Below are 22,470 nucleotides of genomic sequence, written 5' to 3' on the forward strand. Positions count from 1 at the left end.
TTTTTTCACAAGGCTAACGCGCAATGCTTGAAGAAGTTTCATTTGACGACGGACTGGCTGCCTACAACTTCGCCTATCTGGACGAACAGACCAAGCGGATGATCCGCCGGGCAATCCTGAAAGCCATCGCGATTCCGGGTTATCAGGTTCCCTTCGCTTCCCGTGAAATGCCCATGCCCTATGGCTGGGGCACGGGCGGTGTGCAATTGACCGCCTCCATTCTTGGCCCCGACGACGTGCTGAAGGTAATCGACCAGGGCGCCGATGACACGACCAATGCGGTTTCCATCCGCGCCTTCTTCCAGAAGGTGTCGAATGTTGCCGTCACGACCCGAACGAAGGATGCCACCATCATCCAGACGCGGCACCGCATTCCGGAAGAGGAACTGCATTCGGGCCAGGTGCTTGTCTATCAGGTACCCATTCCCGAGCCGTTGCGTTTCCTCGAGCCGCGCGAGACCGAAACGCGCGTCATGCACGCGCTGGAGGAATATGGCCTGATGCACGTCAAGCTCTATGAGGACATTGCCCGCAACGGCCGCATCTCCACCACCTACGCCTATCCGGTGAAGGTGGCCGGGCGTTATGTGATGGATCCATCGCCAACCCCGAAATTCGACAACCCGAAAATGCACATGTCGGACGCGTTGCAGCTGTTCGGCGCCGGGCGCGAGAAGCGCATCTATGCCGTACCGCCCTACACCGACGTCGTCAGCCTCGATTTCGAGGATCATCCTTTTGAAATCCAGCGCTTCGACAAGCCCTGCGCCCTGTGCGGCGCAGAAAATGTCTATCTGGATGAAGTGGTGCTGGATGACAGAGGCGGACGGATGTTCGTCTGCTCCGATACCGATCATTGCGAGGACCGCCGCGCCCATGGCCACAAGGGCCATATGCTGGCGGATGTGAAGGAGGCCGCAGAATGAGCGACGCACCGCTTCTCAAAGTCCGTGACGTTTCAAAATATTACGGTGACCGAGCCGGTTGCCGCAATGTCTCTTTCGAACTTTATCCAGGTGAAGTTCTTGCCATAGTCGGCGAATCCGGTTCCGGCAAAACCACGCTCCTCAACTGCATTTCCACCCGGCTGATGCCAACGGCAGGCAGCGTGGAATATCGCATGCGCGACGGCTCTATGCGCGATCTCTACCATATGGGTGAGGCCGAACGGCGTTTCCTGATGCGCACCGACTGGGGCTTCGTGCATCAGAACCCGGCAGACGGGTTGCGAATGGCGGTTTCGGCCGGTGCAAACGTCGGCGAGCGGCTGATGGCAGTTGGCAACCGGCATTACGGGAATATCAGGCAATCTGCCAGCGAATGGCTGGAGAGGGTGGAAATCGGCACCGACCGTATCGATGATCAGCCGCGCGCCTTCTCAGGCGGCATGCGCCAGCGTTTGCAGATCGCCCGCAATCTCGTCACCTCGCCGCGCCTGGTTTTCATGGATGAGCCAACGGGTGGTCTCGATGTGTCCGTGCAGGCGCGTCTGCTTGATCTTGTGCGTGGCCTCGTCAACGATCTCGGCCTCGCCGTTGTCGTCGTCACCCACGACCTCGCGGTAGCCCGGCTGCTGTCTCACCGCATGATGGTGATGAAGGGCGGCGACGTCATCGAGCACGGCCTGACCGACCGGGTGCTGGACGATCCGCGCGAGCCCTATACGCAATTGCTTGTTTCCTCCATCTTGCAGGTTTGACGCCATGCCGACGCCTCTCATCGTTTCGGAAGTCTTCAAAAGCTTCACCATGCATCTTCGCGACGGCATCGAACTGCCTGTCGTCCGCGATGTCAATTTCTCTGTCTGCAGCGGCGAATGCGTCGTGCTCGGCGGGCCCTCCGGCATCGGCAAGAGCTCGATCCTGAAGATGCTCTATGGCAACTATGCCATAGACAGCGGACAGATTCTGATTCGCCATGAGGGTGAAGTTGTCGACATCGGCAGCGCTTCCCCCCGCACGATCCTCGACATTCGCCATCGCACCATCGGTTATGTCAGCCAATTCCTGCGCACGGTACCCCGCGTCGCCGCCATAGACGTTGTTGCCGAACCGCTTCTGGCGCGCAGGATTGCCACTGAAGAGGCACGTGAGCAGGCGGCCGTTCTGCTTTCGAAACTTAACCTGCCGCGCGAATTGTGGTCGTTGCCGCCCGCCACTTTCTCAGGTGGTGAACAACAGCGCGTCAACATCGCCCGCGGCTTCATCACCGATCATGCGATCCTGCTGCTCGACGAGCCAACCGCTTCGCTTGATGCCACCAACCGGCGTGTCGTCGTCGAGATGATCAGGGAGAAAAAGGAAAAGGGCACGGCACTGCTCGGCATCTTTCATGATGAAGAAGTGCGGGAAGCCGTGGCCGACCGCATTCTCGACGTTTCGCAGTTTTCTCCGCGGAAGGCTGCAGCATGAGTGTGAAGGTCGGCCTTGAGCCCGTCATCCACGAAACCGCCCGCGTCACCAACAGCGCGATCGGCCGCTACACCGAAATTTCGGAGCGTTGCCGCATCGAGGAGGTCGAGATGGGCGACTATTCCTATGTCATGCAGGACGGCGCCATCTGGTGCGCGACCATCGGCAAATTCGTCAACATCGCTGCCTCCGTCCGCATCAATGCCACCAATCACCCCATGCAGCGGGCGACCTTGCATCATTTCACCTATCGCGCGCGCAATTACTGGGACGATGCGGAAGACGAGACCGATTTTTTTGCCGCTCGCCGCGCCAGACGCGTGGCGATCGGTCACGATGTTTGGATCGGCCACGGCGCCACCATCCTGCCTGGTGTCGCCGTTGGAAACGGCGCGGTGATCGGAGCAGGTGCTGTCGTCTCGAGGAACGTAGCGCCCTACACCATCGTGGGAGGTGTACCCGCAAGACTGATCCGGGAGCGTTTCCCCGCAGAACTGGGCCGGCAGATGGATGACCTCGGCTGGTGGGATTGGGATCACAGAAGACTGCGCGACGCGCTCGATGATTTTCGCAGCATGTCGGCCGAGGATTTCATCAGAAAATATCGCGGCTGAAACATTACAGACCTGATCGACCCCGGGAAGTTCCCGGGGTTTGCTTTTTCAGTTTGGTATCACGAAGACGCGGCGGGCCGGTTCCCAGACATTCGCCGGCAAACATGCGGCCGTAACACATGAGCTCTTTGTAATATTTTCTTCATCAAACTGACATTCGCACTTCACGCACCGCTGTTACGCCGAACCCCGTCAAAAGAAGATTGGACGGGGAAATGAGCTTTCACCTGAAGCAAGTCACGCGCCGTTTCGGCAATCACACTGCGGTCGATTCCGTGAATGTCGAAATTCCGCAGGGCCAGATGGTCGGCGTGATTGGACGTTCGGGCGCCGGCAAGTCGACGCTGCTGCGCATGATCAACCGCCTCGTCGATCCGTCCTCGGGTTCCATTTATTTCAATGACACGGAAGTCTCGTCGCTGAAGGGGGCTGCACTGCGCAACTGGCAGCGCGACTGCGCCATGATCTTCCAGCAATTCAATCTTGTTCCGCGCCTCGACGTGCTCACTAATGTCATGCTTGGACGCCTCAACCACCGTTCCACGGCATTGAGCCTCTTTAACATCTTCACACATGAAGAGCGCCTGATGGCCATCGCCGCGCTGGAGCGGCTTGGCATCGAGCATGTGGCCATGCAGGCGGCCGGTACGCTTTCCGGCGGTCAGCAGCAGCGCGTCGCCATAGCCCGCGCCCTGATGCAGTCTCCGAAGATGGTCCTTGCCGACGAGCCGATCGCCTCTCTCGACCCGCTGAACGCCAAGATCGTGATGGACGCGCTGCGCGACATCAATGAGCGTGAAGGCATCACCGTCATTACCAACCTGCACACGCTGGATACCGCGCGCAACTATTGCGAACGCATCATCGGCATGTCTCAGGGCCGCGTCGTTTTCGACGGAACGCCCGCCGAACTGACGGCCGCAGCCGTTACCGAGATTTACGGAACCGATTCTCAGGGATCCGGCATCGACGAGACCATGACCTCGACCAGCATCAATATTCCCGGCGCGCAGCTTGCCGCGCGTCCGGTGCAGCAATCTGCCGGTCCCGAACCGCTCGCTCTCGCCGGGCTCTGAGGGAACCGCCCAGCATCGTTTGCGCCCGCGTCAAGGGCCGATGGTTCACAACAAACTCCGGCTTGCCGGGAAACAGGAGAAAGTCCATGTTGAAGAAAATCCTTCTTTCGGCAGTCGCCCTTGGCGTTCTGGCCGGTTCCGCCATGGCCCAGGACGTCAAGGTCCTGCGCATCGGTCTCGACGGTTCCGAAAACGAAGCGGACCAGATCCGCAACACGAAGTGCGTAGCCGACGGCCTGAAGGCCGCGACCGGCGTTTCCGAAGTTCAGATCTTCCCATCGCCGGACTATAACGGCGTCATCCAGGGTCTGCTCGGCGGCACCATCGACATCGCCTCCATGGGCGCTTCTTCCTACGCCAAGATCGCCCTGGCCGATCCGAAGGCCGTTGATCCGATTCTGACCACCGCCGGCGCTGACGGCTCGACCGGTTATTACACGATCATGGTTGCCCGCAAGGACAGCGGCATCAAGACGCTGGCTGATGCCAAGGGCAAGAAGATCGGCTTCGCGGACCCCGATTCCACGTCCGGCTTCCTCGTTCCGAACGTCGCTATTCCGAAGGAAACCGGCGTTCCGGTCAAGGAATACTTCTCCGAAACCGGCTTTGGCGGCGGCCATGAGAACCTCGTTCTCGCCGTTCTCGACAAGAAGTTCGATGTCGGCACCACCTTTGGTTCGGGCGTGGGCAAGTGGGAAGAAGGCTACACGGCCGGCAACCTCTACCAGATGGTCAAGAAGGGCAACCTTGACATGGACGATATCGTCGAAGTCTGGAAGTCGCCACTGATCCCGAACGGCCCGCTGATGGTCACCAACAAGCTCGGCGACGCGATGAAGCAGAAGGTCGAAAACTTCTTCATGGAACTGCCGAAGAAGGACCTCGCCTGCTTCCAGGGCTTCACCCAGGGCAAGAACACCGCCTACATCAAGGTCGATCCGTCTTTCTACCAGACGATCATCGACGCCCGTAAGTCGGTTATCGGCGGCTGATCCTCAGATCATATCCGGAAGCGGCGGTGCCTTGCGGCGCCGCCGCTTTTGCAAATAAAGGAAAAGCGGCATGGCGACCACACTGCACCATGGTACCTTCTCGCCAGAAGGATTGAGCGCATCGTCCCAGACGGTCATGCGTCATTATCAACAGCAGCTTGCGACTCGGCGAATCTATACCGTCATTTCGCTCGTGATCTTTCTCGTCATCCTTGCCGCCTCCCTGAATTTCGCGAATGCGGCCAATTCAGGCAAATTTTTCGAGCGCCTGCCCTATTTCTTCGATTTCATGAAGACCTTCGTACCCGATAGTCCGCTGGAAATCTTCCGGGCCATGTTTGACCTGCCGTCGCCCTATGCGGACGGTTCGCTGAAATACAACTATGTCGCGGATCGCGTTTACATCACCAGCGGTTTCTACATCCCGCACTTCATCTACCAGCTGATCATCACTCTCAATATTGCGCTGGTCTCGACAATCATCGGCACCGGCTTCGCCTTCGTGCTCTGCTTCTTCGCCTCCACCAATCTCGTTGGCGCCGGCCTTGTGCGCTGGTTGGTGCGCCGGGTGATGGAAGTGCTGCGCGCCTTTCCTGAAATCGTCGTCGCCGGGCTTTTGACAGCCATTCTGTCGATCGGTCCGATCGCGGCGATCATCGCAATCTCGGTCCACACCATCGGCGCTCTCGGCAAGCTCTTCTTCGAAGTGGTGGAAAATGCCGACATGAAGCCGGATGAAGGCCTTCGCGCCGCCGGTGCCAACTGGCTGGAGCGTGTGCGTTTCGCCATCGTGCCGCAGGTGCTGCCAAATTTCGTTTCTTATGCGCTGTTGCGCGCCGAAATCAACGTGCGCGCCTCCACCATCATCGGCGCCGTGGGCGGCGGCGGCATCGGCGAAGTGTTCCGGCTGTCCATCGGCAATGATCATGCGTCGAAGACCTATGCCATCATCATTCTGCTGCTGATCACCATCATCGCCGTCGATCAGTTTTCCGGCTGGCTGCGCCGCAGGCTGATCGGCCATCAATCCTTCGAATTCGGACGGGGAGCGGCCTGATGTCTTCCAGCTTCATTCTCAACACTGCCGAGCGCGAGAGGCTGACGGCTGCGCATCCTGAGGTATTCAATCGCAGTTTCATGCAGCGATATGGTCTGCTTGTCGGACTTCTTGCCGTCACCGCCTACCTCGTCGGCTGCTTTTTCCTCTTCAATGTTGGTCCGGCTTTCATGCAGGGCCGATGGGATCGCGCCTCCAGCTACATCCAGGACTGGTATTCCTGGCGCGCCCAACCGCGCCTCCGTTTCGAAGCCGGCAAGGTTGAACCGCAATGGTCGAGCCGCGGTCAATATCCGGTCGATGCGAAGATCGACTGGCTGCAACCCCTGCCCGATGGCGGTTACAGCGTTGTTTATGTGGGTTCGGAAAACCGCCTCGATGTGACGCCAACCCGCGTGGATGTCTATGTCGACGGCAAGAACTATCCCGTCATGATCAACGACGACGGCGTTGTTGCACCACAGGGGCTGCCTGCCGAAATCCAGCAGGACGGCAAGAAGGTGCTGGTGCATTACGGTTTCGCCGGTCAGGCGGAAATCCGCACCAGTCAGGTTTATGTGCAGCGCCGTTTCCTTGGATGGGCGAACTTCCTGTTCGATACGAAATCGGAATTCTGGGGCAAGGGTTATGGCGAGCTTGCCGCTCTCGCTCTCTGGGAAGAGAGGCTCGATCCCGCGCGCTCCAATCTCAGCCATATGGTCGATGATTTTCTCGACAACAGTGTCTGGCAACACGCCGACATCCTGTCCAAGCTGATGCAAACGCTGGTCATGGCTTTCGTGGGTACGCTTTTCGGCACCGTCGTTGCCCTGCCGCTCGCCTTTATCGCCGCACGCAACATCACCGCGAACAGGGCGGCGAACTGGGGCATGAAGCGCCTTTTCGATTTTCTGCGCTCGATCGACATGCTCATCTGGGCACTGTTCTTCACCCGCAGCTTCGGCCCGGGACCGATCCCCGGCATTGCCGCGATCTTCTTCACCGATACCGGCGCGCTCGGAAAGGTCTATGCCGAGGCGCTGGAGAATGTCGACGACAAGCAGCGCGAGGGTGTCAAATCGGTCGGCGCCTCGCCGATTGCCGTCAATCGCTTCGGCGTGCTGCCGCAGGTTCTGCCGGTGTTCATTTCACAGTCACTCTATTTCTGGGAGAGCAACACCCGGTCCGCCACCATCATCGGTGCGGTGGGAGCCGGGGGTATCGGCCTGAAATTGCTGGAAGCGATGGGCACCAATGCCGACTGGGACAAGGTGGCCTATATGGTCCTGCTGATCCTCTTCGTCGTTTTCCTGTTCGACCACATTTCTAACTCGCTGCGTTCGCGTCTGATCGGAAAAACGCAGCATTAAACCCGGCAAGGCGGGACTTCACGTGACGCCGCAAGCGTTGGTCATCCCGCCCCGCACATCAGGAGAAGCGACTGATCCTTTCTCCGTCCCGCGTCCGTAGGGCTAACTTATCCCCAAGCGCACCCTTAACCTCTATGAGGTTCCGGGTGCGCTTTTTTCCATCCGCATCATCATTCTGTCACGGAAAGAGATTACTTCGCACTCCTGACCTTGCGGGAGGCGGGCGAGTCACGCCAAATAGCTTCTCATCCCTGGTTTTCCATGACACCGAAGAGTGCTTGCCGTGCGCTATGCCATCTATTTTTCTCCGGCTAAAGATCATCCTCTGACCGAAACGGCATCCCGCTGGCTTGGACGAAACGCGTTTTCCGGCAGACTGCATGATGACCATGCCGACTATGCAGAGATGACGGAAGAGCCCCGCCGTTATGGCTTCCACGCAACCCTGAAAGCGCCTTTCGAGCTGTCCGAGAAATACAGCGAAGCAGAGCTGCTGGCGGCCGTCGCGGACTTTGCTGCAAGCCAGCCGGCCTTTGACATTCCGCGTATCGTGGTTGGTGCACTTGGGCCATTCTTCGCCCTGGTGCCGGATCGCATTTACCAGCCGCTGCAAGACTTTGCGGCGGAGATCGTGGATCATTTCGACCGGTTCCGCGCCCCCCTGTCCGAAACAGATATTGCCCGCCGCCGGCCGCAGATGCTGACCGAAAGCCAGCGGGAAAATCTTTCGCTCTGGGGCTATCCGCATGTCATGGATGATTTCCGTTTTCATATGACGCTGACCGGCCGGATCGACGAAAGCGAACAGCCCGCCGTGCGTGAGCTTCTCACCGCACGATTTGCCGAATTCACCGACAAACCCCTCACCGTTTCCGGCCTCGCCCTGTTCATTGAAGAAACGCGCGGCGCCCCCTTCACCGTTCACAGCTGGCACCCGCTTGACCAGCAGCAAAAGGAAGATGCGACACCATGACTGAGCACGCCCTTTCCAACGCCCGTATCGTTCTGGAAGACGATATTATTCTGGGCTCCGTTCTGATCCGCGACGGCAAGATCGCCGATATCAGCGAAGGCGCCTCCAAGACCGGAGAAGATCTTGAAGGCGATTTCCTGATTCCCGGCCTGGTGGAACTGCATACCGACCATCTCGAGCAGCATTATTCGCCGCGCCCCGGTGTCATCTGGGACAAGATTGCCGCCATTCAGGCCCATGACGCACAGGTGGCGGCCTCCGGCATCACCACCGTATTCGATTGCCTGCGACTTGGCTCGGATGAAGACGGTGGTTTCAAAAAAGGTGAAATGCGGGAAATGGCTGACGCCATCGAGGCGGCGGCGGATCAGAACCGCCTGCGCTCGGACCACCTGCTGCATCTGCGTTGTGAGGTCGCTTCCGCCGATGTGCTGGAGCATTTTGAAGATTTCGAAACCGATCCGCGCGTGCGGCTGATTTCGCTGATGGATCATTCCCCGGGCCAGCGCCAGTTCCAGTCGATGGACCAGTATATTTTCTATTATCAGAAGAAGCGCGGTCTGAGCGACGAGGCGTTCGCCGAATTCGTGCGGCGCAGGCAGGCGGCATCGGCGGAATATTCCGCCAAACATCGTGATTATCTGGCTGCCCGCTGCGCTGAGCGTGGAATCACCGTTGCGAGCCACGACGATGCAACCGAAGCGCATGTCGGCGAAGCAATTGGTCACGGCGTGAAGCTGGCGGAATTTCCCACCAGCGTCGAGGCGGCAAAAGCTTCGCACAGCGCCGGCATGAGTGTCTTGATGGGCGCCCCGAACATCGTTCGCGGCAAATCCCATTCCGGCAACATCGCCGCCCGCGATCTGGCCGAAATTGGTGTTCTGGATGTTCTCTCTTCCGACTACGTGCCCTTCAGCCTGCTCTTCGCACCGTTCCTGCTTGCCGATCAGGTGGAAGCCATCACGCTGCCGGAAGCTCTGCGTATGGTCACCGCCACACCGGCGCGGACCGTTGGTCTTCACGACCGCGGCCGCATAGCCGGCGGTCTGCGGGCCGATCTGGTCCGGGTTCACCGCGAAGATGGCGTTCCCGTGGCACGTTCCGTCTGGCGTCTGGGCAAGCGCGTGGCATGACCGGCGACGGACAAGACAGCCGGCGCGAGGGATCGCCCGGAACCATGATCGTCATTGTCGGCCCCAGCGGGGCCGGCAAAGATACGCTGATGGATTATGCGTCAATGCAGCTGTCCGGCCGGCCGGGCTTTCACTTCACCCGCCGCGTCATTACCCGCAGTAGCGACGCGGGCGGTGAAAACCACGACGCAGTTTCCATGCAGGAATTCAACCGACTTGAGAGTGAAGGCGCTTTCGCAGTCTCCTGGCAGGCGCATGGGCTGAAATATGGCATTCCGGCCGCTGTCTATCGTCAGCTGGACGCCGGGGACGTGGTTATCGCCAACGGTTCCCGGTCGGCCCTGCCTCAGTTCGGTATTGCTTTTTCCCGCCTGAAGGTCGTGAATATCGTGGCGCGACCGGAGGTTCTGGCACGAAGGCTGGAACAGCGAGGACGGGAGAGCCGCGACGATATCCTGCGACGGCTGGAACGTAGTGCTCTCTGTGTCGACGGCGATTTTGACGTGATCACTGTGGACAACAGCGGCGCGATCGAAGATGCGGGAAAAACAATGATGGAGCTTCTGCAGCAAAGCGTCCGCAACCGTACATAAAATCCCCGGCCGCGCTGCTCGACAAACGGGTGCGCGAGGCTTACCATCAGGCGACAATTTCCAAACATGGTACGCCAAGGCTAGGGATGCCCGAAAAGAGGCTCAGCGACGAAATAACTGTGGTGGCCGGTCTGGCCGCTGGCGTCAGCAATTATGCGCGGGGGCGTGGCATCGATATCGCACCCATCTGCAAGGCTCTTGAGATCGATCCCGGCAATTTCGGAAGTCTCACAGAGCGCATCAGCCTCGATAGATTATGCCGTCTGCTGGAAACCTGCGCCCTGATATCCGGCGACGACGCTTTCGGATTGCAGTGCGCCTCCACTTTTCCCGCCGGCGCGTCCGGTGCTTTCGGATATGGCCTGATCAGCGCCCCGACGGTGCGGGCGTTTCTGCGCTTTCTTCAGGATCACGTCTATTATGCGACCAATAACAGCAATTTCACCATGGTTGCAGATGCGACCGGGGTGACGCTGTCATGGTCCTTTGCACCGGTGATTGTCAAGCGTGATCAATATGTCGATCTGTCCCTGGCAATCCTGATACAGCGGCTCCGCGATATTCTGGGAGAGCGCATCCATCAGATCGAGATTGGGATGGAGCGACAGAAACCCGATAATATTCAATTATTTAAAGAAAGAATGACGAAGCGGATCAGCTTTTCCCAACCGATCCATACCATGCGCCTTCCCCTATCTCTCCTTGAGGTGGCCAATCCGAACGCCGATGAACGCCTGTTCGAATTGATGAATTTGCAGTGCCGGATGCTTCGACCGGAGACATCGGCCGACGCGACGCATTTCATCGATCAGGTGAAGCGGTATATGCAGATGAGGCTTTCCGATGCGGAGCTTTCGCTCAGCGAGATTGCCCCCTATTTCAACCTTTCGGAACGCAGTTTTCAGCGGCGCCTTGCCGAACTCGGGACCAATCTCAACGAGATAAAAGATGCCATTCGCAAGAATGCCGGATTCAAGCTTCTAGTGGAAAGTGATCTTCCGGTCTCCGACATCAGTTACCGGCTTGGATATTCGACCCCAGGTGCATTTTCCCGCTCCGTTTCCCGCTGGTTCGGGGCAACACCTACGGATATTCGCCGGAAACACGCGCATCATTCCGCCGGATAATACATGGCTACAGCATCAATATTTCGGAACGAGGCATTAAAGTTGATGAATATATCAACAGTTGTCGCGATGTGTGCCGAAACATAACAATAAAATGAAAAACTTGGCGCGTCATGTTATTTCATCGGTGGAACACATCCACTATTAGAGCGCCGATCTCCTTCGGGTGTGACGAAAACATTCCAAAGCTTTGAAACTGTATTTCACGCCAGACAGATTGTCGTCGCTGGGCGTCGTTGTCGCAGGCCCTCGATGGCTGGAATAGAACGTCTGCATCGGATTTACAGGCTGCGAAAGCGGCCCCTTACCGCAAAACTCCTGAGGCCAGATGAAACCTATTGGCGAAATTGGCGTTTCTGTTCGCGTGTGGACGGAGCGGCCAACGAGCTGGTGTCGGAGAATGAACACTGCCTGCTCCTGCCCGGGAAGGCCAATCTTTTTTGAGGCTGAAAGAAATGTCTTCAAATTCGCCGCATGAATATCGCCAGACGCATGAAGTCGTCCTCTCGGAGCGTGAGCGGCAATATCTGGGGCTGGTCGCGCGGGGCAAACATCCCTCGCACGTCGCCGTGATAGTCGGCGCCGACGAGGCGGACGTCAAGGATACTCTGGAAAAGGTGCGCCACAGGCTCGGTGCGACCAATCTGCTGAATACCGTCAGTATTGCCCTGCTGCGCGGCCTGATCGAACAGGAGGCATAATCGCCACCTGCTCAACTCAAGCTTCCGCGGCAAAGTCCTTTCCGGAAGCTGAAAACCGAATGAGCGGCTTTCTGCGTCAAAATCCTTCCATATCAATGGCTGGATCGGCGGACCAAATGGCGGCTGGACATGATGTCCGGTCCCATCGATGCAGATAACCGCAGCCATTTACGGTTTACCCGGCGGGTCACGGTCGACCCGCCGGGTTTTTAATGTCCGGTCAAAGCGATTGAATTTCGCCAAGAATATCGCTTTCGATCACGATACCGCTTTCCAACGCCTGTTTGCGGATACCCTGGCTGCGGCGACCGGGCAGGCGGACATTTTCCTGTTTTTCTATCTCCTGGGCGATAAGAGCCAGCCTTTCGGTAAAGGCAGAGCCGCCTGATGATACAGGGTCTATTGCGATAATGGTGTGTCCGAGCGAGGGGGGCGCACCCTTGTCGTCCAGAAGGGAGGAGGCCTCGAAGGCGAAGTTTCCGCCGGTAATTGCAGCGGCCATGATTTCCACCATCAGCGCCAGCGCTGCGCCCTTGGCTTCGCCCGCAGGAACCATGGTTCCTTCTATGGCCTCCTCCGGATCGGTGGTCGGTCGGCCATTTCTGTCAAGCGCCCAGTCGCCCGGGATCGTCTCCCCCTTCTGGCGCGCCGCCATGATTTTTCCGCGTGCGACCTTGGAGAGAGCCAGATCGATGACGAGTGGATCAGCGCCGCCAACGGGCGTGGCAAAGGCAATCGGGTTCGTACCATAAAGCGGCTTGCTGCCGCCCCATGGCGCCATGGACGCAGGCGCATTGGCGAACATCAGCGCCACGAGACCCGTTTCGGCAATACGTTCGACAGTCAGCGCCATGACGCCGGCGTGATGGGAACGGTGGATGGCGGCGAGCGCGATCCCCTGCTGGCGCGCCATTTCAGGCAATTCCTCAAGCGCGAGATCGATCGCCGGATAGGCATAACCATGATTGGCGTCGACAGAGAGGACGCCGGGCTTCACCCGTGTGGCCACCGGACGCGCCTTGCCATCGACCTTGCCTACACGGGCCTGACGCACGTAAACGGGTATACGGCGAAAACCATGACCACCCTGCCCGGCGGCCTCGGAGGCGACGAGCGCCTTTGCCACCGAGCGGGCGTTTTGCGGTAGGACGCCGTTGCGCTCAAAGATAGAGGATACGAGATCCTCCGCCTCTGCGATTGAGAATTTCATTCCGGAATGCCTCTGCTTGTGATGTCGTCAAGACCTACACCATCGAAAACATTCGCGAAATATCATTGAGGCCACACCACGGGACAGGTCGGAAAAAATCGGTCCGGCCAGGGGAGCTGCTAGCGGATGCTGATCGGCAGCGTGATCGTCCTGTTTGCTTCCGGCGGCGGGGCGGGCACGGGCGACGCGCTCTGAATCCAGGCGGCGATCTGCTGATCCACGGACGAATCGCCGGTGGACTGAACAACGCTGACACCGCTGATGGCACCGGCATCATTGACGCGGAACCGCACCGTCGCAGTCATTGCATCGCTGCGGAGTGAACGTGGTTTGCGGCGCTGAATGTGCGAGCGGACTTTCGATCCCCATTTTGCCGGGGAGGCGGATGACGAAGAAAAGAAGCCGGCATTGCTGCGCGATGCGGCCGTGCGGTCGGATTGCTGGGCTTCCGCCTTCGCAGTTTCACGCAGTTCCGAGGCCTGCTGCGGTTTGGGGCGCTGGCGCTCGACCTTCTTTTTCTCTTCAGGCTCTTTCTTTTCCACCTTCTTTTCGACGGGCGGAGGCGGAGGCCGCATGACGGGCAAGGGGACCTCGACATTTTCAAGTTCCGCCATCATCTGCTCCTGAACGGGATCGACAGGCTCAACCGGCTCGGGAATTTCCTGCGGTTCGACGATCTCCTCGACCGGTGGCTCAGGCGGCTGCACCGGCTCAGGCGGCGGCGTTTCGGCAACCGGTTCAGGTGGTGGCGGGGTCTCTTCAGGAGCAGCTTCCTCAACCGGTTCGCTGCTGTCGCTCTTCACTTCTTCGGCGTCCTCGACATCCTGTGCCTGCGTCGTTTCTTCAGTTTGGACGGCTTCCGGTATCGCCGCCATTTCGATCATGATGGCGGCGGGGGGCGGCCCGCCGGCCTCAAGCTCATCCGGCTCCTGCATCAGATAATAAGCGAACCCGGCATGGACGCTGAGCATCAGCAACGCCGCGGCGGACCACAGCGTCACCTCCCAAAGGCGGGAATGTCGGGCCTGTGGATAGCCGTTTTCACTCATGGCGTCGCTTCCTGCACCGCCGACGGGGCGGGCTGGCCAGCAGCCGGAGGCTGCGATACGGCAGCGGCATTTTCCAGCCCCACAAGGGCGATCTTCAGATAACCGGCATCTCTCAGCAGGTTCATGATTTCCATGAAGTGGCCGTAATCAACCGCCTTGTCTGCACGCAGGAAGATGCGGGTATCCTTCTTGCCACCCGTCTGGCGGTCGATGGCGGCCGCCAAGGCTTCACGGGCCACCGCATCATTGCCCAGATTAAGCGAGAGATCGTCTTTGACCGTAAGATACAGCGGCTCCTCCGGTCGCTCCGCGGGTTTTGCGGTGGATGCGGGAAGATCGACATTCACATCGACGGTGGCGAGTGGCGCGGCCACCATGAAGATGATGAGCAGAACCAGCATCACATCGATGAAGGGCGTGACATTGATCTCATGGTTTTCGGAGAGATCGTCACCGCTGTTTTCGCGAATTCCTCCAGCCATGTCCGATCACCGTCCAACCAGCGATACTGCGGGTTTGCTGGTGCTGCCCGGCGGAATGCGGCGAAAATCGAGGTCGCGGCTGACGAGGCGCTCCACGCCCGCTGCGGCATCCGCCAGCAGATGGCGGTATCCGGTGATCGAGCGCGCGAAGACGTTATAGATCACCACTGCGGGAATGGCGGCAACGAGGCCGATGGCGGTGGCCAGAAGCGCTTCGGCAATGCCGGGCGCGACGACGGCGAGATTGGTGGTCTGCGATTCCGAAATGCTGATGAAGGAGTTCATGATGCCCCAGACGGTGCCGAACAGGCCGACAAAGGGGGCGGTGGAACCGATCGTTGCCAGAACGCCCGTCCCGCGTGACATGCGGCGACCGGCGTGGGTTTCGATACGCGACAGCGCCGAGGAGACACGTTCCTTGATACCGCCGCCATCGGTATGTTCGACCACAGCATCGGAAAGCTGCATTTCATGAGTTGCCATGCGCAGCATGAGCGCCGCAGGTCCGCCCTTCTTCTCGACAGCCTCGGTAGCCTCGTTAAGAGTTTTCGCCTTGCGAATGACCTTCAGCGTTGCGCCGGCCCGAACACGCGCACCTGCAAGTTCAACCGACTTTGCAACCCACACCGTCCAGGTCACCAGCGAGGCGAAGGCCAGACCGATCATGACACCCTTCACGACCCAGTCCGCCGCCATGAACATGCCCCAGGGGGACAGGTTGTGTGGGATATCCGCGCGATGTTCGGCACTTGCCGGTTCGGCGCCGACGGGCTCTACCGGGTTTGAAACCTCGTTGGTCGGCGCGGCACCTTCGGGTGTCAGGGCGGGAGCGACTGGAGATTGTGCGCGCTCTGCAGGCGCGGCTTCATTGCCTTGAGGTTGTGCAGGCGCCACGGCTGCCGGCCGTTCCTGTGCAAGCGTGGAAGGCTGGTTCGGCTGAACAACTGGAGCGTCCGGCGCCGCCGGGGTTTGTGGAGACGGCTGTGCCGGCTGGACCGTTTCCGCTTGCGGTGCGGACTGAATCTGGGGTTCGGATGCCGTCTGAGCGAAAACCGCACCGGCGCTCAATCCAACCAGTAAGGTAACCGTCGTGGCAAGGGAAATGCGCCGTGTCCTGCTTGCCTTGTTGAGAGACGTGGAAGAAGTGGTGGTCGCAACTGACATGTTTTTTATCCCGGATTTCCGTCGATGAACCCATCCGCAGATTGACCGGTTTGAAACCGGGGTCATAACGGATGCCGTCGTAAAAGCTTGACGTTCCGATAATAAACCTGAGTTCTTTTGACAACTATTATATTGCCAAAAGACGACCCGTAAACTCTTCTTTACAAAAAATTGACCGATCTACCGTCTTCAGCTGCTCTGCGAAGGCGAAAACTGCGCAACGAGCGCGTGTCGGTCACCGGGATAGGTGACCGACACGCGGGTGATGTAATCCGTTCCGTGCCAGGTCCGGCGATCGATGACCAGACAGGCGGCTCCCGATCGGATACCCAGCGCAGCGGCATTTTTGCGGTCGGCCGAGACGGCGCTGATGCGATGTTCGGCAGCGCTCCAGGGCACCATCTTCAGCAGCCACGTTCCGGGGCCGATCTGCGAAAAATCGGCAAACTCGGCCTCCGGAACAGCAGTGACATTGATGAGGCGCTCTTCCAGACAAAATGGGACGCCACCGGCAAAATGCGTGCAGGTGAGTTCCAGCACAAGCGCATCGGCCGCAAGCGCCATAGCCGCTCCATCGTCTTTACCCGCAGGCCGCAGACGCCGCTGATCGAGGCAATACCTGTAAACCAGCCCAAGTGCCTGCACCTCGCGTTCGATATCGTGGATTTCCAGCACGGCCGATTGCGCGTGGGGCTGACGGACGAAACTACCGAGACGCCGGCGTCTTTCGATAAGACCCCGCTGCACCAGTTCTCCCAAAGCCTTGTTCACCGTCATGCGCGAACAGGCATATTGGCGCGTCATTTCGTGTTCGAATGGGATACGATATCCCGGCGGCCATTCGCCTGACATGATGTGGCGCTCCACATCGTTGCGGATTCGCTCGTGCAGTGACTTTTCCTGAAGATCGGCGCCTGTGCCCCTCATCCCGATGCTTCTATCCTCCCCGTTCCATACCCTGCTATCCGTGAGCGGCGGCGGCGATCGCTTCGCTGCGGATTTCTTCCGTCAGCCTTGCACGCAGTTCGGAAAATTCCGGGCTGGCCTTGACGGTGTAGTGGCGCGGATGCGGCAGGTCGACCGGCGTGATCGATTTGATACGGCCCGGCCTCGCAGACATGGTCACCACGCGCGACGCCATGAAAACCGCCTCCTCAATATCGTGCGTGACGAAAATGACCGTCTTTTGCTCACGCTCCCATATGCCGAGCAACAATTCCTGCATCAGCCCGCGGGTCTGATTGTCGAGAGCGCCGAAAGGCTCGTCGAGCAGCAGGATTTTCGGGCCATTTGCCAGGGCGCGGGCAATGGCCGTTCTCTGCTGCATGCCGCCGGAGAGTTGTTTCGGCCAATGGTTTTCGAAACCACGCAGGCCGACCTTGTCGATATAGCTGTCAACGATCTCCCATTTTTCCTTCTCGGCAACGCCGCGTTCGCGCAGGCCGAAAGCGACGTTTTCACGGATCGTCAGCCAAGGGAACAGCGTGTAGGACTGGAACACCATGCCGCGGTCCGCCCCCGGGCCAGTCACCGCCCTGCCTGACAACAGCACCTCGCCCGTTGTCGGACGGTCAAGCCCGGCGATGATGCGCAGCAGGGTCGATTTTCCGCATCCCGAAGGACCGAGGATGGTAACGAAATCATTGCGCGGGATTTCCAGATTGGTGGGCTGCAGGGCCAGCGTCGGCTGCCCGCCATGTACGCCTGGAAAGATGCGGCTGACGCCCTTGATAACGAGTTCGCTCATCAGGCAAGCCTCCAGGCAAAAAGCTTCCGGTTCAGCGATTTGAACGCGAAATCAGAGATAAGGCCGATAACACCTATGACGATGATGCCAAAGATGATCTGGCCGGTCGCCATCAGCGCCTGGCTGTTGATGATCATGTAGCCGATACCGGAGGAGGCGCCTATCAGTTCCGCGACGATGACATAGGTCCAGGCCCAGCCGAGGACGAGACGGAGAATTTCGGCAATGTCAGGTGCGTTGGCGGGAATTAGGACTCGACGCACCACGCCCCGATCCCTCGCGCCCAGCGTATAGGCGGCCTCCACCAGATCCCGCCGCGTGCCGGCGACGGCCACAGCCACCATGAGGATGATCTGGAAGACGGCGCCGATGAAGATCACCAGCAGCTTCTGCATCTCGCCGATGCCGGCCCAGAGAATGAGCAGCGGCACAAAGGCGGAAGCCGGAAGGTAACGCGCGAAGGAGACAAAAGGCTCAAGCAGCGCCTCGATGGGCTTATAAGCCCCCATGGCGATACCGAGGGGGACGGCGACTACGGAGGCCAGCACGAAACCGCCCACGACACGCCAGATCGTCATGCCGATATCGCTGGCAAAACCCTGATCCGTCAGCAGATAGATACCATCCTTCAGCATGGTAACGGGGTCGGCCAGAAAGGTCGGCGACACGAAACCGCCCAGCGTGGCAAAGCCCCAGGCAGAGAAAAAAAGCACGAAGAACAGGATGCCGAGCGCTATCCTCGTGCTGTTCTTTATGGGTTGAAGTGGTTGCATTCTGTCGCCTGTCCCGAACCGGCGCGGCACTTCGCCACGCCATCAACATGTTCCCGCACTCAAGACGCGGGAACACTGTCGCGCTTCTTACTGGCTGCAATATCCGGAGAGGGAAATGCAGCTGGCTGTTTCCGTCACTTGATGAAGGACGTGTCCGCGAGGGTCGAAAGATCGGGCTTCGACTTGATCACGCCGATTTCGAGCAGCAGGTCAGCCGATTGTTCGGAAAAAGTCTTGAACTCGCCCTCGAAGAATTTCTGGTTGGCGGCCTTGTCCTGCCATTCGAGGAATTTTGCCGAAGCGGCAAAGGCCTCGCCGGACTGTTTCACATCCGCGCCCATCGTCGCATAGGATTTTTCGGGATCGGCCTTGATAAGATCAAGTGCCTGGAAATAGCTGTCCGCCAGAGCCTTGGCTGCCTGCGGATTGGCCTTCAGGAAGTCTGGCGTGCAGCCAAACGTGTCCATAACCGCGGGATAATCCAGTGTCGTGGCAAGAATCTTACCCTTGTCGGGAGCGGCGCGCACGGTAGAGAGATAGGGTTCATAGGTCATGGCTGCATCGTTCTGTCCTGCGACGAAAGCCTGCGCGGCCGGCCCCGGCTCAAGGTTGACGACCTTCACATCCTTCAGTGTCAGGCCGTTTTCCTTGAGGATCCAGGCGAGGAAGAAATAAGGAGAGGTGCCCGGTGCGGACGCGGCCACCGTCTTGCCCTTGAGGTCCGCGACCTTTGCGACATCGCTGCGCACCGCGATGCCATCGGCACCGTGCGATTTGTCCATCTGGAAAATCTGCGTGGATTTCACGCCATTGGCGTTCCAGGCGATCCAGGTTTCCACCGTGGTGGCGGCGCACTGGATGTCACCGGAAGCGAGAGCGAGATGGCGGCTGGCCTGCGGGATTTTCTTGATCTCGACCTTCAGGCCGTTCTTTTCGAAAATGCCGGCCTGTTTTGCAAGCGTCAGCGGTGCAAAACCCGTCCAGCCCGACATGCCTATCGTCACGGACGTTTCGGCATAGGCGGAAGCGGATGAGAAAAGCGCCGCCACAGCGGCGAAAACCCAGGTTTTTTTCATGATCGGAACCCCTTTTGATTTATTTTTGTGCGACATTGTTTTTCGCTTTATTTGAGGCATCGTAGGCAGGCATTTTGTATTTGTCTAGACAAAACAGAAAGCGCACGCACATCCCTGGAATGATTGCAAATGCACGGCCAGCCATTCTAGACATAGAGAACGCGGCCGGCGAGCAGGCCCAACGATTTCCCGTATCGAGCTCTCCATGACCAGACAGAGACGTCGTAATATCATCAAGGCCAGAAGGACCGGCACGGGTATAGCGCTGGTTGCCGCCATTTCCTTCATCGCGGGCATGACGGATGCGGTTGGACTGCATATTTCCGGCGACTTCGTATCCTTCATGACCGGCAATACCACGCGCGCCGCGGTTTCAGCGGAAGCCGGCATCTATTCCCACGCCGTGAAACTCCTTGTCGCGATCATTGCCTTTGTGGCGGGCAACGCAGGCGGGATCGTGGTGGCGCACAAGTTCGAGCGGCGTATATTTGCAGTCCTCATGGCGGTCGGATCGCTTGTGGCCATTGCGGCACTGCTTCGTGGCGAGAGCTCGGGCCTCGTGCAATTTTACCTCGTGGTCTTCGCCATGGGCATGGTCAACGCGGCCGTCGAGCATATCGAGGGACTGCCGATCGGCCTAACCTATGTGACGGGTGCCCTTTCCCGTTTCGGCCGAGGCATCGGCCGCTTTCTTCTCGGTGACCGGAGCTTTGATTGGGGCATCCAGATCGTGCCGTGGCTGGGCATGCTGAGCGGTGCGATATGCGGTGCCGTTCTCGGGGCCAAGATGCAGTCGGATGCTCTCTGGGTCGTGGCAGTCGCTGTCTTCGTTGTCGCCATCGCCACACTCATCATTCCGCGCTCACTCCGACAGCGCTATAATCAGAGGGTGAAAATCCGGCGGATTACGCCGTAGCAACCGTTGCGCTCACTTTCGCGAGATCGTGACGAATTTTGTCCCGCGCACCCGCACTGTCATCAGGCAGGGCTCCTTATCAGTACGCTCGCAATAACGCGGATGCATCTTCAGCACGAAGACCATGTTACCAAAACGCTTGATGAAGTCATAACCGTAGATGCGGGCCGTCGCGATCATCAGGTAGCCGCCTTCTTTCACCTGCACGTAAAAATTATAGGGGCATCCCTCGTCATCACAGGCGCGGCCTTTTTCGCCGTCGCAATCCAGAACCCCGTGATTGACGATGGCATCCATCAACCCGTCATTGTTGATATCCAGCCGTGTGACAAAATCGTCGCCGAATGCTGCCACCTTGCACTCGTTGCGGAAATGATCCTTCTCGTAAATCTCCGGATCGCTCACCAGCTGCTGCTGCGCCGAGAGCGCCACCGGGAACATCAAGAGAACCAGCGCCTGAAGAGCGGCAACGAGAGCGATTCGCACGGCATTTTCCTTTGCATCCGTTTGGGTTATGGATGTTGCGATCATCCGGGCGGCCAGCCTAGAGTTTAGTGCTTGCGCGACACTGACGTGTTCGCCGCCCGTGTTCCGGGGGGAACCTTTTCATGACACTTCTGGGTTTTCTCGACTATGCCGGCGTGGCAGTGTTTGCCGCAACCGGTGCGCTTGCCGCTTCGCGCAAGCAGCTCGACCTGATCGGCTTCCTGTTTTTTGCGGCGGCCACCGGTATCGGCGGTGGCACGGTGCGTGATCTCGTGCTCGGCAGAACGCCGGTGTTCTGGGTCATCAACCCCACCTATATTCTCGTCTGCGTCTCGGTGGCGGTGCTGCTGTTCTTCACGGCACATCTGTTCGAATCCCGTTACCGGGTATTGATCTGGCTCGATGCGCTCGGCCTTTCTGCTTATTGCGTCATGGGAGCGGCCAAGGGCCTCGCAGCAAGCGGTTCGGCAACTGTCGCCATTGTCACCGGCGTTCTGACGGCAACATTTGGTGGGGTTTTGCGCGATATTCTCGCCGGTGAGCCCTCCGTGCTCTTGCGGCCGGAAATCTACATCACCTGCGCGCTTCTGGGCTCTTCCACCTTCATTGTCGTCTATTTCTTCGGCGCGCCGCTTTATGCCGCTTCGGCAGCGGGCGTGCTGATGGCCTTTGGGATCCGGTCCGGCGCGCTGATCTTCGGCTGGACTTTCCCGCCCTATAAAGGCAAGCCCGGCAGACGCCCGGAAGATGTCATGAAGTGACCCATGGAACGACGCTGAAAACAGAAATGGCGCCCGCGGGCGCCATTTGCACATCCATTGTCGAACCGAAGAAGTTCAGCCGCGCTTGCGGCGGAGGCGGATCACCACATCCACATGGGCGATTTCCATGCCCTCAGGCGCTTCCGGCAGATTGCCGATCTGGAGATTGTTGACAGGTATATCGAGAACCTCGTTCTCGCCTTCTACGAAGAAGTGATGGTGATCCGACACGTTGGTGTCAAAATAGGTACGGGCACCTTCCACGGCGAGAACCCGGATGAGACCGGCCTCGGTGAACTGATGCAGTGTGTTGTAGACCGTGGCGAGAGAAACGGGCACGCCAGCTGTCACAGCCTCATCATGCAGTTCTTCGACGGTGAGGTGGCGGTCACCTTTCGCGAAGAGAAGATCGCCCAAAGCCACGCGCTGGCGCGTGGGCCTCAGCCCAGAGCGCCGCAGCCTCGTTCCGATATCCAATGTGGCGTCAAATGCCATGCAATCCCATTCCAAACAGAGGTATGCCACCCGTCAATTGCAATAGCATATATCTTTTGCAGGGAATGCTTTCAATAGTTTCAGCGCCGCCGAGTGTCGCAAATGGCCGCAAACCGGCCATTCCTGCAAATTTCCTCTGGTTCCGGCCGGATGGTTCCTGTATGCGGACGGCATATTGAGGTAATGACTTCTGCAAAGAAGGTTCGAAGACAAAGAATGGGGGCGGAACCGCCTCTGCCCTTGCAGCGCTTCATTTTGAACCTAACTTGCTCTAGTGAAGTCGAT

25 protein-coding genes are annotated in these 22,470 nt (G+C 58.8%); 15 read left to right on the plus strand and 10 right to left on the minus strand.

Annotated elements, in window-relative coordinates; all coding sequences use genetic code 11:
* Positions 1–23 precede the first annotated feature (23 nt).
* The 13 genes from WA845_RS04460 to WA845_RS04520 all read left to right on the plus strand — a co-directional run bounded on the left by WA845_RS04460 (position 24) and on the right by WA845_RS04520 (position 12,026).
* Complete coding sequence (locus tag WA845_RS04460; protein ID WP_004439252.1) at positions 24–926, plus strand: alpha-D-ribose 1-methylphosphonate 5-phosphate C-P-lyase PhnJ; 903 nt, start codon at positions 24–26, stop codon at positions 924–926.
* Complete coding sequence (gene phnK, locus WA845_RS04465) at positions 923–1,699, plus strand: phosphonate C-P lyase system protein PhnK (protein WP_004439249.1); 777 nt, start codon at positions 923–925, stop codon at positions 1,697–1,699. The genes WA845_RS04460 and phnK overlap by 4 nt, the downstream gene beginning before the upstream one ends.
* A gap of 4 nt (positions 1,700–1,703) precedes the next feature.
* Positions 1,704–2,411, plus strand: coding sequence for a phosphonate C-P lyase system protein PhnL (gene phnL, locus WA845_RS04470; protein WP_072493818.1), 708 nt, complete (start codon positions 1,704–1,706; stop codon positions 2,409–2,411).
* Positions 2,408–3,025 carry a DapH/DapD/GlmU-related protein gene (locus WA845_RS04475; protein WP_112556060.1) on the plus strand — a complete coding sequence of 206 codons (618 nt, stop codon included), beginning with the start codon at positions 2,408–2,410 and terminating at the stop codon, positions 3,023–3,025. The genes phnL and WA845_RS04475 overlap by 4 nt, the downstream gene beginning before the upstream one ends.
* A 215-nt stretch (positions 3,026–3,240) precedes the next feature.
* Positions 3,241–4,101: a phosphonate ABC transporter ATP-binding protein gene (gene phnC / locus WA845_RS04480; RefSeq protein WP_006699785.1), complete on the plus strand. Its 861-nt coding sequence runs from the start codon at positions 3,241–3,243 to the stop codon at positions 4,099–4,101.
* A gap of 86 nt (positions 4,102–4,187) precedes the next feature.
* The gene (gene phnD / locus WA845_RS04485; protein WP_004439243.1) at positions 4,188–5,093 is read left to right on the plus strand and encodes a phosphonate ABC transporter substrate-binding protein; all 906 of its coding nucleotides are present in this window, start codon (positions 4,188–4,190) and stop codon (positions 5,091–5,093) included.
* Positions 5,094–5,163: 70 nt separating this feature from the next.
* The gene (gene phnE / locus WA845_RS04490; RefSeq protein WP_004439242.1) at positions 5,164–6,150 is read left to right on the plus strand and encodes a phosphonate ABC transporter, permease protein PhnE; all 987 of its coding nucleotides are present in this window, start codon (positions 5,164–5,166) and stop codon (positions 6,148–6,150) included.
* Positions 6,150–7,499 (plus strand): phosphonate ABC transporter, permease protein PhnE, encoded by a 1,350-nt coding sequence (gene phnE / locus WA845_RS04495; protein ID WP_037089497.1) that lies wholly within the window; start codon positions 6,150–6,152, stop codon positions 7,497–7,499. The genes phnE (WA845_RS04490) and phnE (WA845_RS04495) overlap by 1 nt, the downstream gene beginning before the upstream one ends.
* Before the next feature lie 274 nt (positions 7,500–7,773).
* Positions 7,774–8,472 (plus strand): DUF1045 domain-containing protein, encoded by a 699-nt coding sequence (locus WA845_RS04500; protein WP_162719264.1) that lies wholly within the window; start codon positions 7,774–7,776, stop codon positions 8,470–8,472.
* On the plus strand, positions 8,469–9,605 hold the full coding sequence (locus tag WA845_RS04505; protein WP_004439239.1) for an alpha-D-ribose 1-methylphosphonate 5-triphosphate diphosphatase: 1,137 nt from the start codon (positions 8,469–8,471) through the stop codon (positions 9,603–9,605). The genes WA845_RS04500 and WA845_RS04505 overlap by 4 nt, the downstream gene beginning before the upstream one ends.
* Complete coding sequence (gene phnN / locus WA845_RS04510; protein WP_162719265.1) at positions 9,602–10,198, plus strand: phosphonate metabolism protein/1,5-bisphosphokinase (PRPP-forming) PhnN; 597 nt, start codon at positions 9,602–9,604, stop codon at positions 10,196–10,198. The genes WA845_RS04505 and phnN overlap by 4 nt, the downstream gene beginning before the upstream one ends.
* Positions 10,199–10,284: 86 nt before the next feature.
* The gene (locus WA845_RS04515) at positions 10,285–11,325 is read left to right on the plus strand and encodes a helix-turn-helix domain-containing protein (protein WP_022555392.1); all 1,041 of its coding nucleotides are present in this window, start codon (positions 10,285–10,287) and stop codon (positions 11,323–11,325) included.
* 455 nt (positions 11,326–11,780) lie between these two features.
* Positions 11,781–12,026 carry a LuxR C-terminal-related transcriptional regulator gene (locus tag WA845_RS04520; RefSeq protein WP_022555391.1) on the plus strand — a complete coding sequence of 82 codons (246 nt, stop codon included), beginning with the start codon at positions 11,781–11,783 and terminating at the stop codon, positions 12,024–12,026.
* A 220-nt stretch (positions 12,027–12,246) separates the two neighbouring features.
* On the opposite strand, the gene WA845_RS04525 is transcribed toward WA845_RS04520, so the two are convergent.
* From WA845_RS04525 to WA845_RS04560, 8 genes are all read right to left on the minus strand, one after another.
* Positions 12,247–13,236 carry an Ldh family oxidoreductase gene (locus WA845_RS04525; RefSeq protein WP_022555390.1) on the minus strand — a complete coding sequence of 330 codons (990 nt, stop codon included), beginning with the start codon at positions 13,234–13,236 and terminating at the stop codon, positions 12,247–12,249.
* Positions 13,237–13,355: 119 nt separating this feature from the next.
* The gene (locus WA845_RS04530) at positions 13,356–14,285 is read right to left on the minus strand and encodes a TonB family protein (protein WP_006699792.1); all 930 of its coding nucleotides are present in this window, start codon (positions 14,283–14,285) and stop codon (positions 13,356–13,358) included.
* Complete coding sequence (gene exbD / locus WA845_RS04535) at positions 14,282–14,767, minus strand: TonB system transport protein ExbD (protein ID WP_006699793.1); 486 nt, start codon at positions 14,765–14,767, stop codon at positions 14,282–14,284. The genes WA845_RS04530 and exbD overlap by 4 nt, the downstream gene beginning before the upstream one ends.
* 6 nt (positions 14,768–14,773) lie before the next feature.
* Positions 14,774–15,931, minus strand: a complete 1,158-nt coding sequence (exbB, locus tag WA845_RS04540; protein ID WP_162719266.1) for a tonB-system energizer ExbB — start codon at positions 15,929–15,931, stop codon at positions 14,774–14,776.
* Positions 15,932–16,120: 189 nt separating this feature from the next.
* Positions 16,121–16,858, minus strand: a complete 738-nt coding sequence (gene hutC / locus WA845_RS04545) for a histidine utilization repressor (protein WP_112556063.1) — start codon at positions 16,856–16,858, stop codon at positions 16,121–16,123.
* 34 nt (positions 16,859–16,892) lie between these two features.
* A complete protein-coding gene (locus WA845_RS04550) occupies positions 16,893–17,678 on the minus strand; it encodes an ABC transporter ATP-binding protein (RefSeq protein WP_337322207.1) in 786 nt (261 codons plus the stop codon).
* Entirely contained in the window at positions 17,678–18,451 is a 774-nt protein-coding gene (locus WA845_RS04555) for an ABC transporter permease (RefSeq protein ID WP_022555387.1), read from the minus strand. The genes WA845_RS04550 and WA845_RS04555 overlap by 1 nt, the downstream gene beginning before the upstream one ends.
* 134 nt (positions 18,452–18,585) lie before the next feature.
* On the minus strand, positions 18,586–19,527 hold the full coding sequence (locus tag WA845_RS04560) for an ABC transporter substrate-binding protein (protein WP_112556188.1): 942 nt from the start codon (positions 19,525–19,527) through the stop codon (positions 18,586–18,588).
* A gap of 205 nt (positions 19,528–19,732) precedes the next feature.
* Between WA845_RS04560 and WA845_RS04565 the strand changes: the two genes are divergently transcribed.
* Positions 19,733–20,443, plus strand: a complete 711-nt coding sequence (locus WA845_RS04565; protein ID WP_077986541.1) for a YoaK family protein — start codon at positions 19,733–19,735, stop codon at positions 20,441–20,443.
* Between the two features lie 12 nt (positions 20,444–20,455).
* Here WA845_RS04565 and WA845_RS04570 read toward each other — a convergent pair whose 3' ends face one another.
* Positions 20,456–20,974 carry a hypothetical protein gene (locus WA845_RS04570; RefSeq protein ID WP_004439222.1) on the minus strand — a complete coding sequence of 173 codons (519 nt, stop codon included), beginning with the start codon at positions 20,972–20,974 and terminating at the stop codon, positions 20,456–20,458.
* A gap of 77 nt (positions 20,975–21,051) precedes the next feature.
* Here WA845_RS04570 and WA845_RS04575 point away from each other — a divergent pair, with 77 nt between their 5' ends.
* Positions 21,052–21,690, plus strand: coding sequence for a trimeric intracellular cation channel family protein (locus WA845_RS04575; protein WP_004439220.1), 639 nt, complete (start codon positions 21,052–21,054; stop codon positions 21,688–21,690).
* A gap of 75 nt (positions 21,691–21,765) precedes the next feature.
* On the opposite strand, the gene irrA is transcribed toward WA845_RS04575, so the two are convergent.
* Positions 21,766–22,185 carry an iron response transcriptional regulator IrrA gene (irrA, locus tag WA845_RS04580; RefSeq protein ID WP_003493135.1) on the minus strand — a complete coding sequence of 140 codons (420 nt, stop codon included), beginning with the start codon at positions 22,183–22,185 and terminating at the stop codon, positions 21,766–21,768.
* Between the last annotated feature and the right edge of the window lie 285 nt (positions 22,186–22,470).

The organism is Agrobacterium sp. CMT1 (genome assembly GCF_037203725.1).
GTDB classification, from domain to species: domain Bacteria; phylum Pseudomonadota; class Alphaproteobacteria; order Rhizobiales; family Rhizobiaceae; genus Agrobacterium; species Agrobacterium pusense.

Coding starts and splice junctions, on each gene's coding strand:
- WA845_RS04555 (WP_022555387.1), bottom strand. CDS start 18,451: ATGCAACCACTTCAACCCATAAAGAACAGCACGAGGATAGCGCTCGGC.
- phnK (WP_004439249.1), top strand. CDS start 923: ATGAGCGACGCACCGCTTCTCAAAGTCCGTGACGTTTCAAAATATTAC.
- phnN (WP_162719265.1), top strand. CDS start 9,602: ATGACCGGCGACGGACAAGACAGCCGGCGCGAGGGATCGCCCGGAACC.
- WA845_RS04460 (WP_004439252.1), top strand. CDS start 24: ATGCTTGAAGAAGTTTCATTTGACGACGGACTGGCTGCCTACAACTTC.
- WA845_RS04475 (WP_112556060.1), top strand. CDS start 2,408: ATGAGTGTGAAGGTCGGCCTTGAGCCCGTCATCCACGAAACCGCCCGC.
- WA845_RS04515 (WP_022555392.1), top strand. CDS start 10,285: ATGCCCGAAAAGAGGCTCAGCGACGAAATAACTGTGGTGGCCGGTCTG.
- phnE (WP_004439242.1), top strand. CDS start 5,164: ATGGCGACCACACTGCACCATGGTACCTTCTCGCCAGAAGGATTGAGC.
- phnE (WP_037089497.1), top strand. CDS start 6,150: ATGTCTTCCAGCTTCATTCTCAACACTGCCGAGCGCGAGAGGCTGACG.
- WA845_RS04505 (WP_004439239.1), top strand. CDS start 8,469: ATGACTGAGCACGCCCTTTCCAACGCCCGTATCGTTCTGGAAGACGAT.
- phnL (WP_072493818.1), top strand. CDS start 1,704: ATGCCGACGCCTCTCATCGTTTCGGAAGTCTTCAAAAGCTTCACCATG.
- WA845_RS04520 (WP_022555391.1), top strand. CDS start 11,781: ATGTCTTCAAATTCGCCGCATGAATATCGCCAGACGCATGAAGTCGTC.
- WA845_RS04550 (WP_337322207.1), bottom strand. CDS start 17,678: ATGAGCGAACTCGTTATCAAGGGCGTCAGCCGCATCTTTCCAGGCGTA.
- WA845_RS04530 (WP_006699792.1), bottom strand. CDS start 14,285: ATGAGTGAAAACGGCTATCCACAGGCCCGACATTCCCGCCTTTGGGAG.
- exbB (WP_162719266.1), bottom strand. CDS start 15,931: ATGTCAGTTGCGACCACCACTTCTTCCACGTCTCTCAACAAGGCAAGC.
- irrA (WP_003493135.1), bottom strand. CDS start 22,185: ATGGCATTTGACGCCACATTGGATATCGGAACGAGGCTGCGGCGCTCT.
- phnD (WP_004439243.1), top strand. CDS start 4,188: ATGTTGAAGAAAATCCTTCTTTCGGCAGTCGCCCTTGGCGTTCTGGCC.
- WA845_RS04575 (WP_004439220.1), top strand. CDS start 21,052: ATGACACTTCTGGGTTTTCTCGACTATGCCGGCGTGGCAGTGTTTGCC.
- hutC (WP_112556063.1), bottom strand. CDS start 16,858: ATGAGGGGCACAGGCGCCGATCTTCAGGAAAAGTCACTGCACGAGCGA.
- phnC (WP_006699785.1), top strand. CDS start 3,241: ATGAGCTTTCACCTGAAGCAAGTCACGCGCCGTTTCGGCAATCACACT.
- exbD (WP_006699793.1), bottom strand. CDS start 14,767: ATGGCTGGAGGAATTCGCGAAAACAGCGGTGACGATCTCTCCGAAAAC.
- WA845_RS04570 (WP_004439222.1), bottom strand. CDS start 20,974: ATGATCGCAACATCCATAACCCAAACGGATGCAAAGGAAAATGCCGTG.
- WA845_RS04565 (WP_077986541.1), top strand. CDS start 19,733: ATGACCAGACAGAGACGTCGTAATATCATCAAGGCCAGAAGGACCGGC.
- WA845_RS04525 (WP_022555390.1), bottom strand. CDS start 13,236: ATGAAATTCTCAATCGCAGAGGCGGAGGATCTCGTATCCTCTATCTTT.
- WA845_RS04560 (WP_112556188.1), bottom strand. CDS start 19,527: ATGAAAAAAACCTGGGTTTTCGCCGCTGTGGCGGCGCTTTTCTCATCC.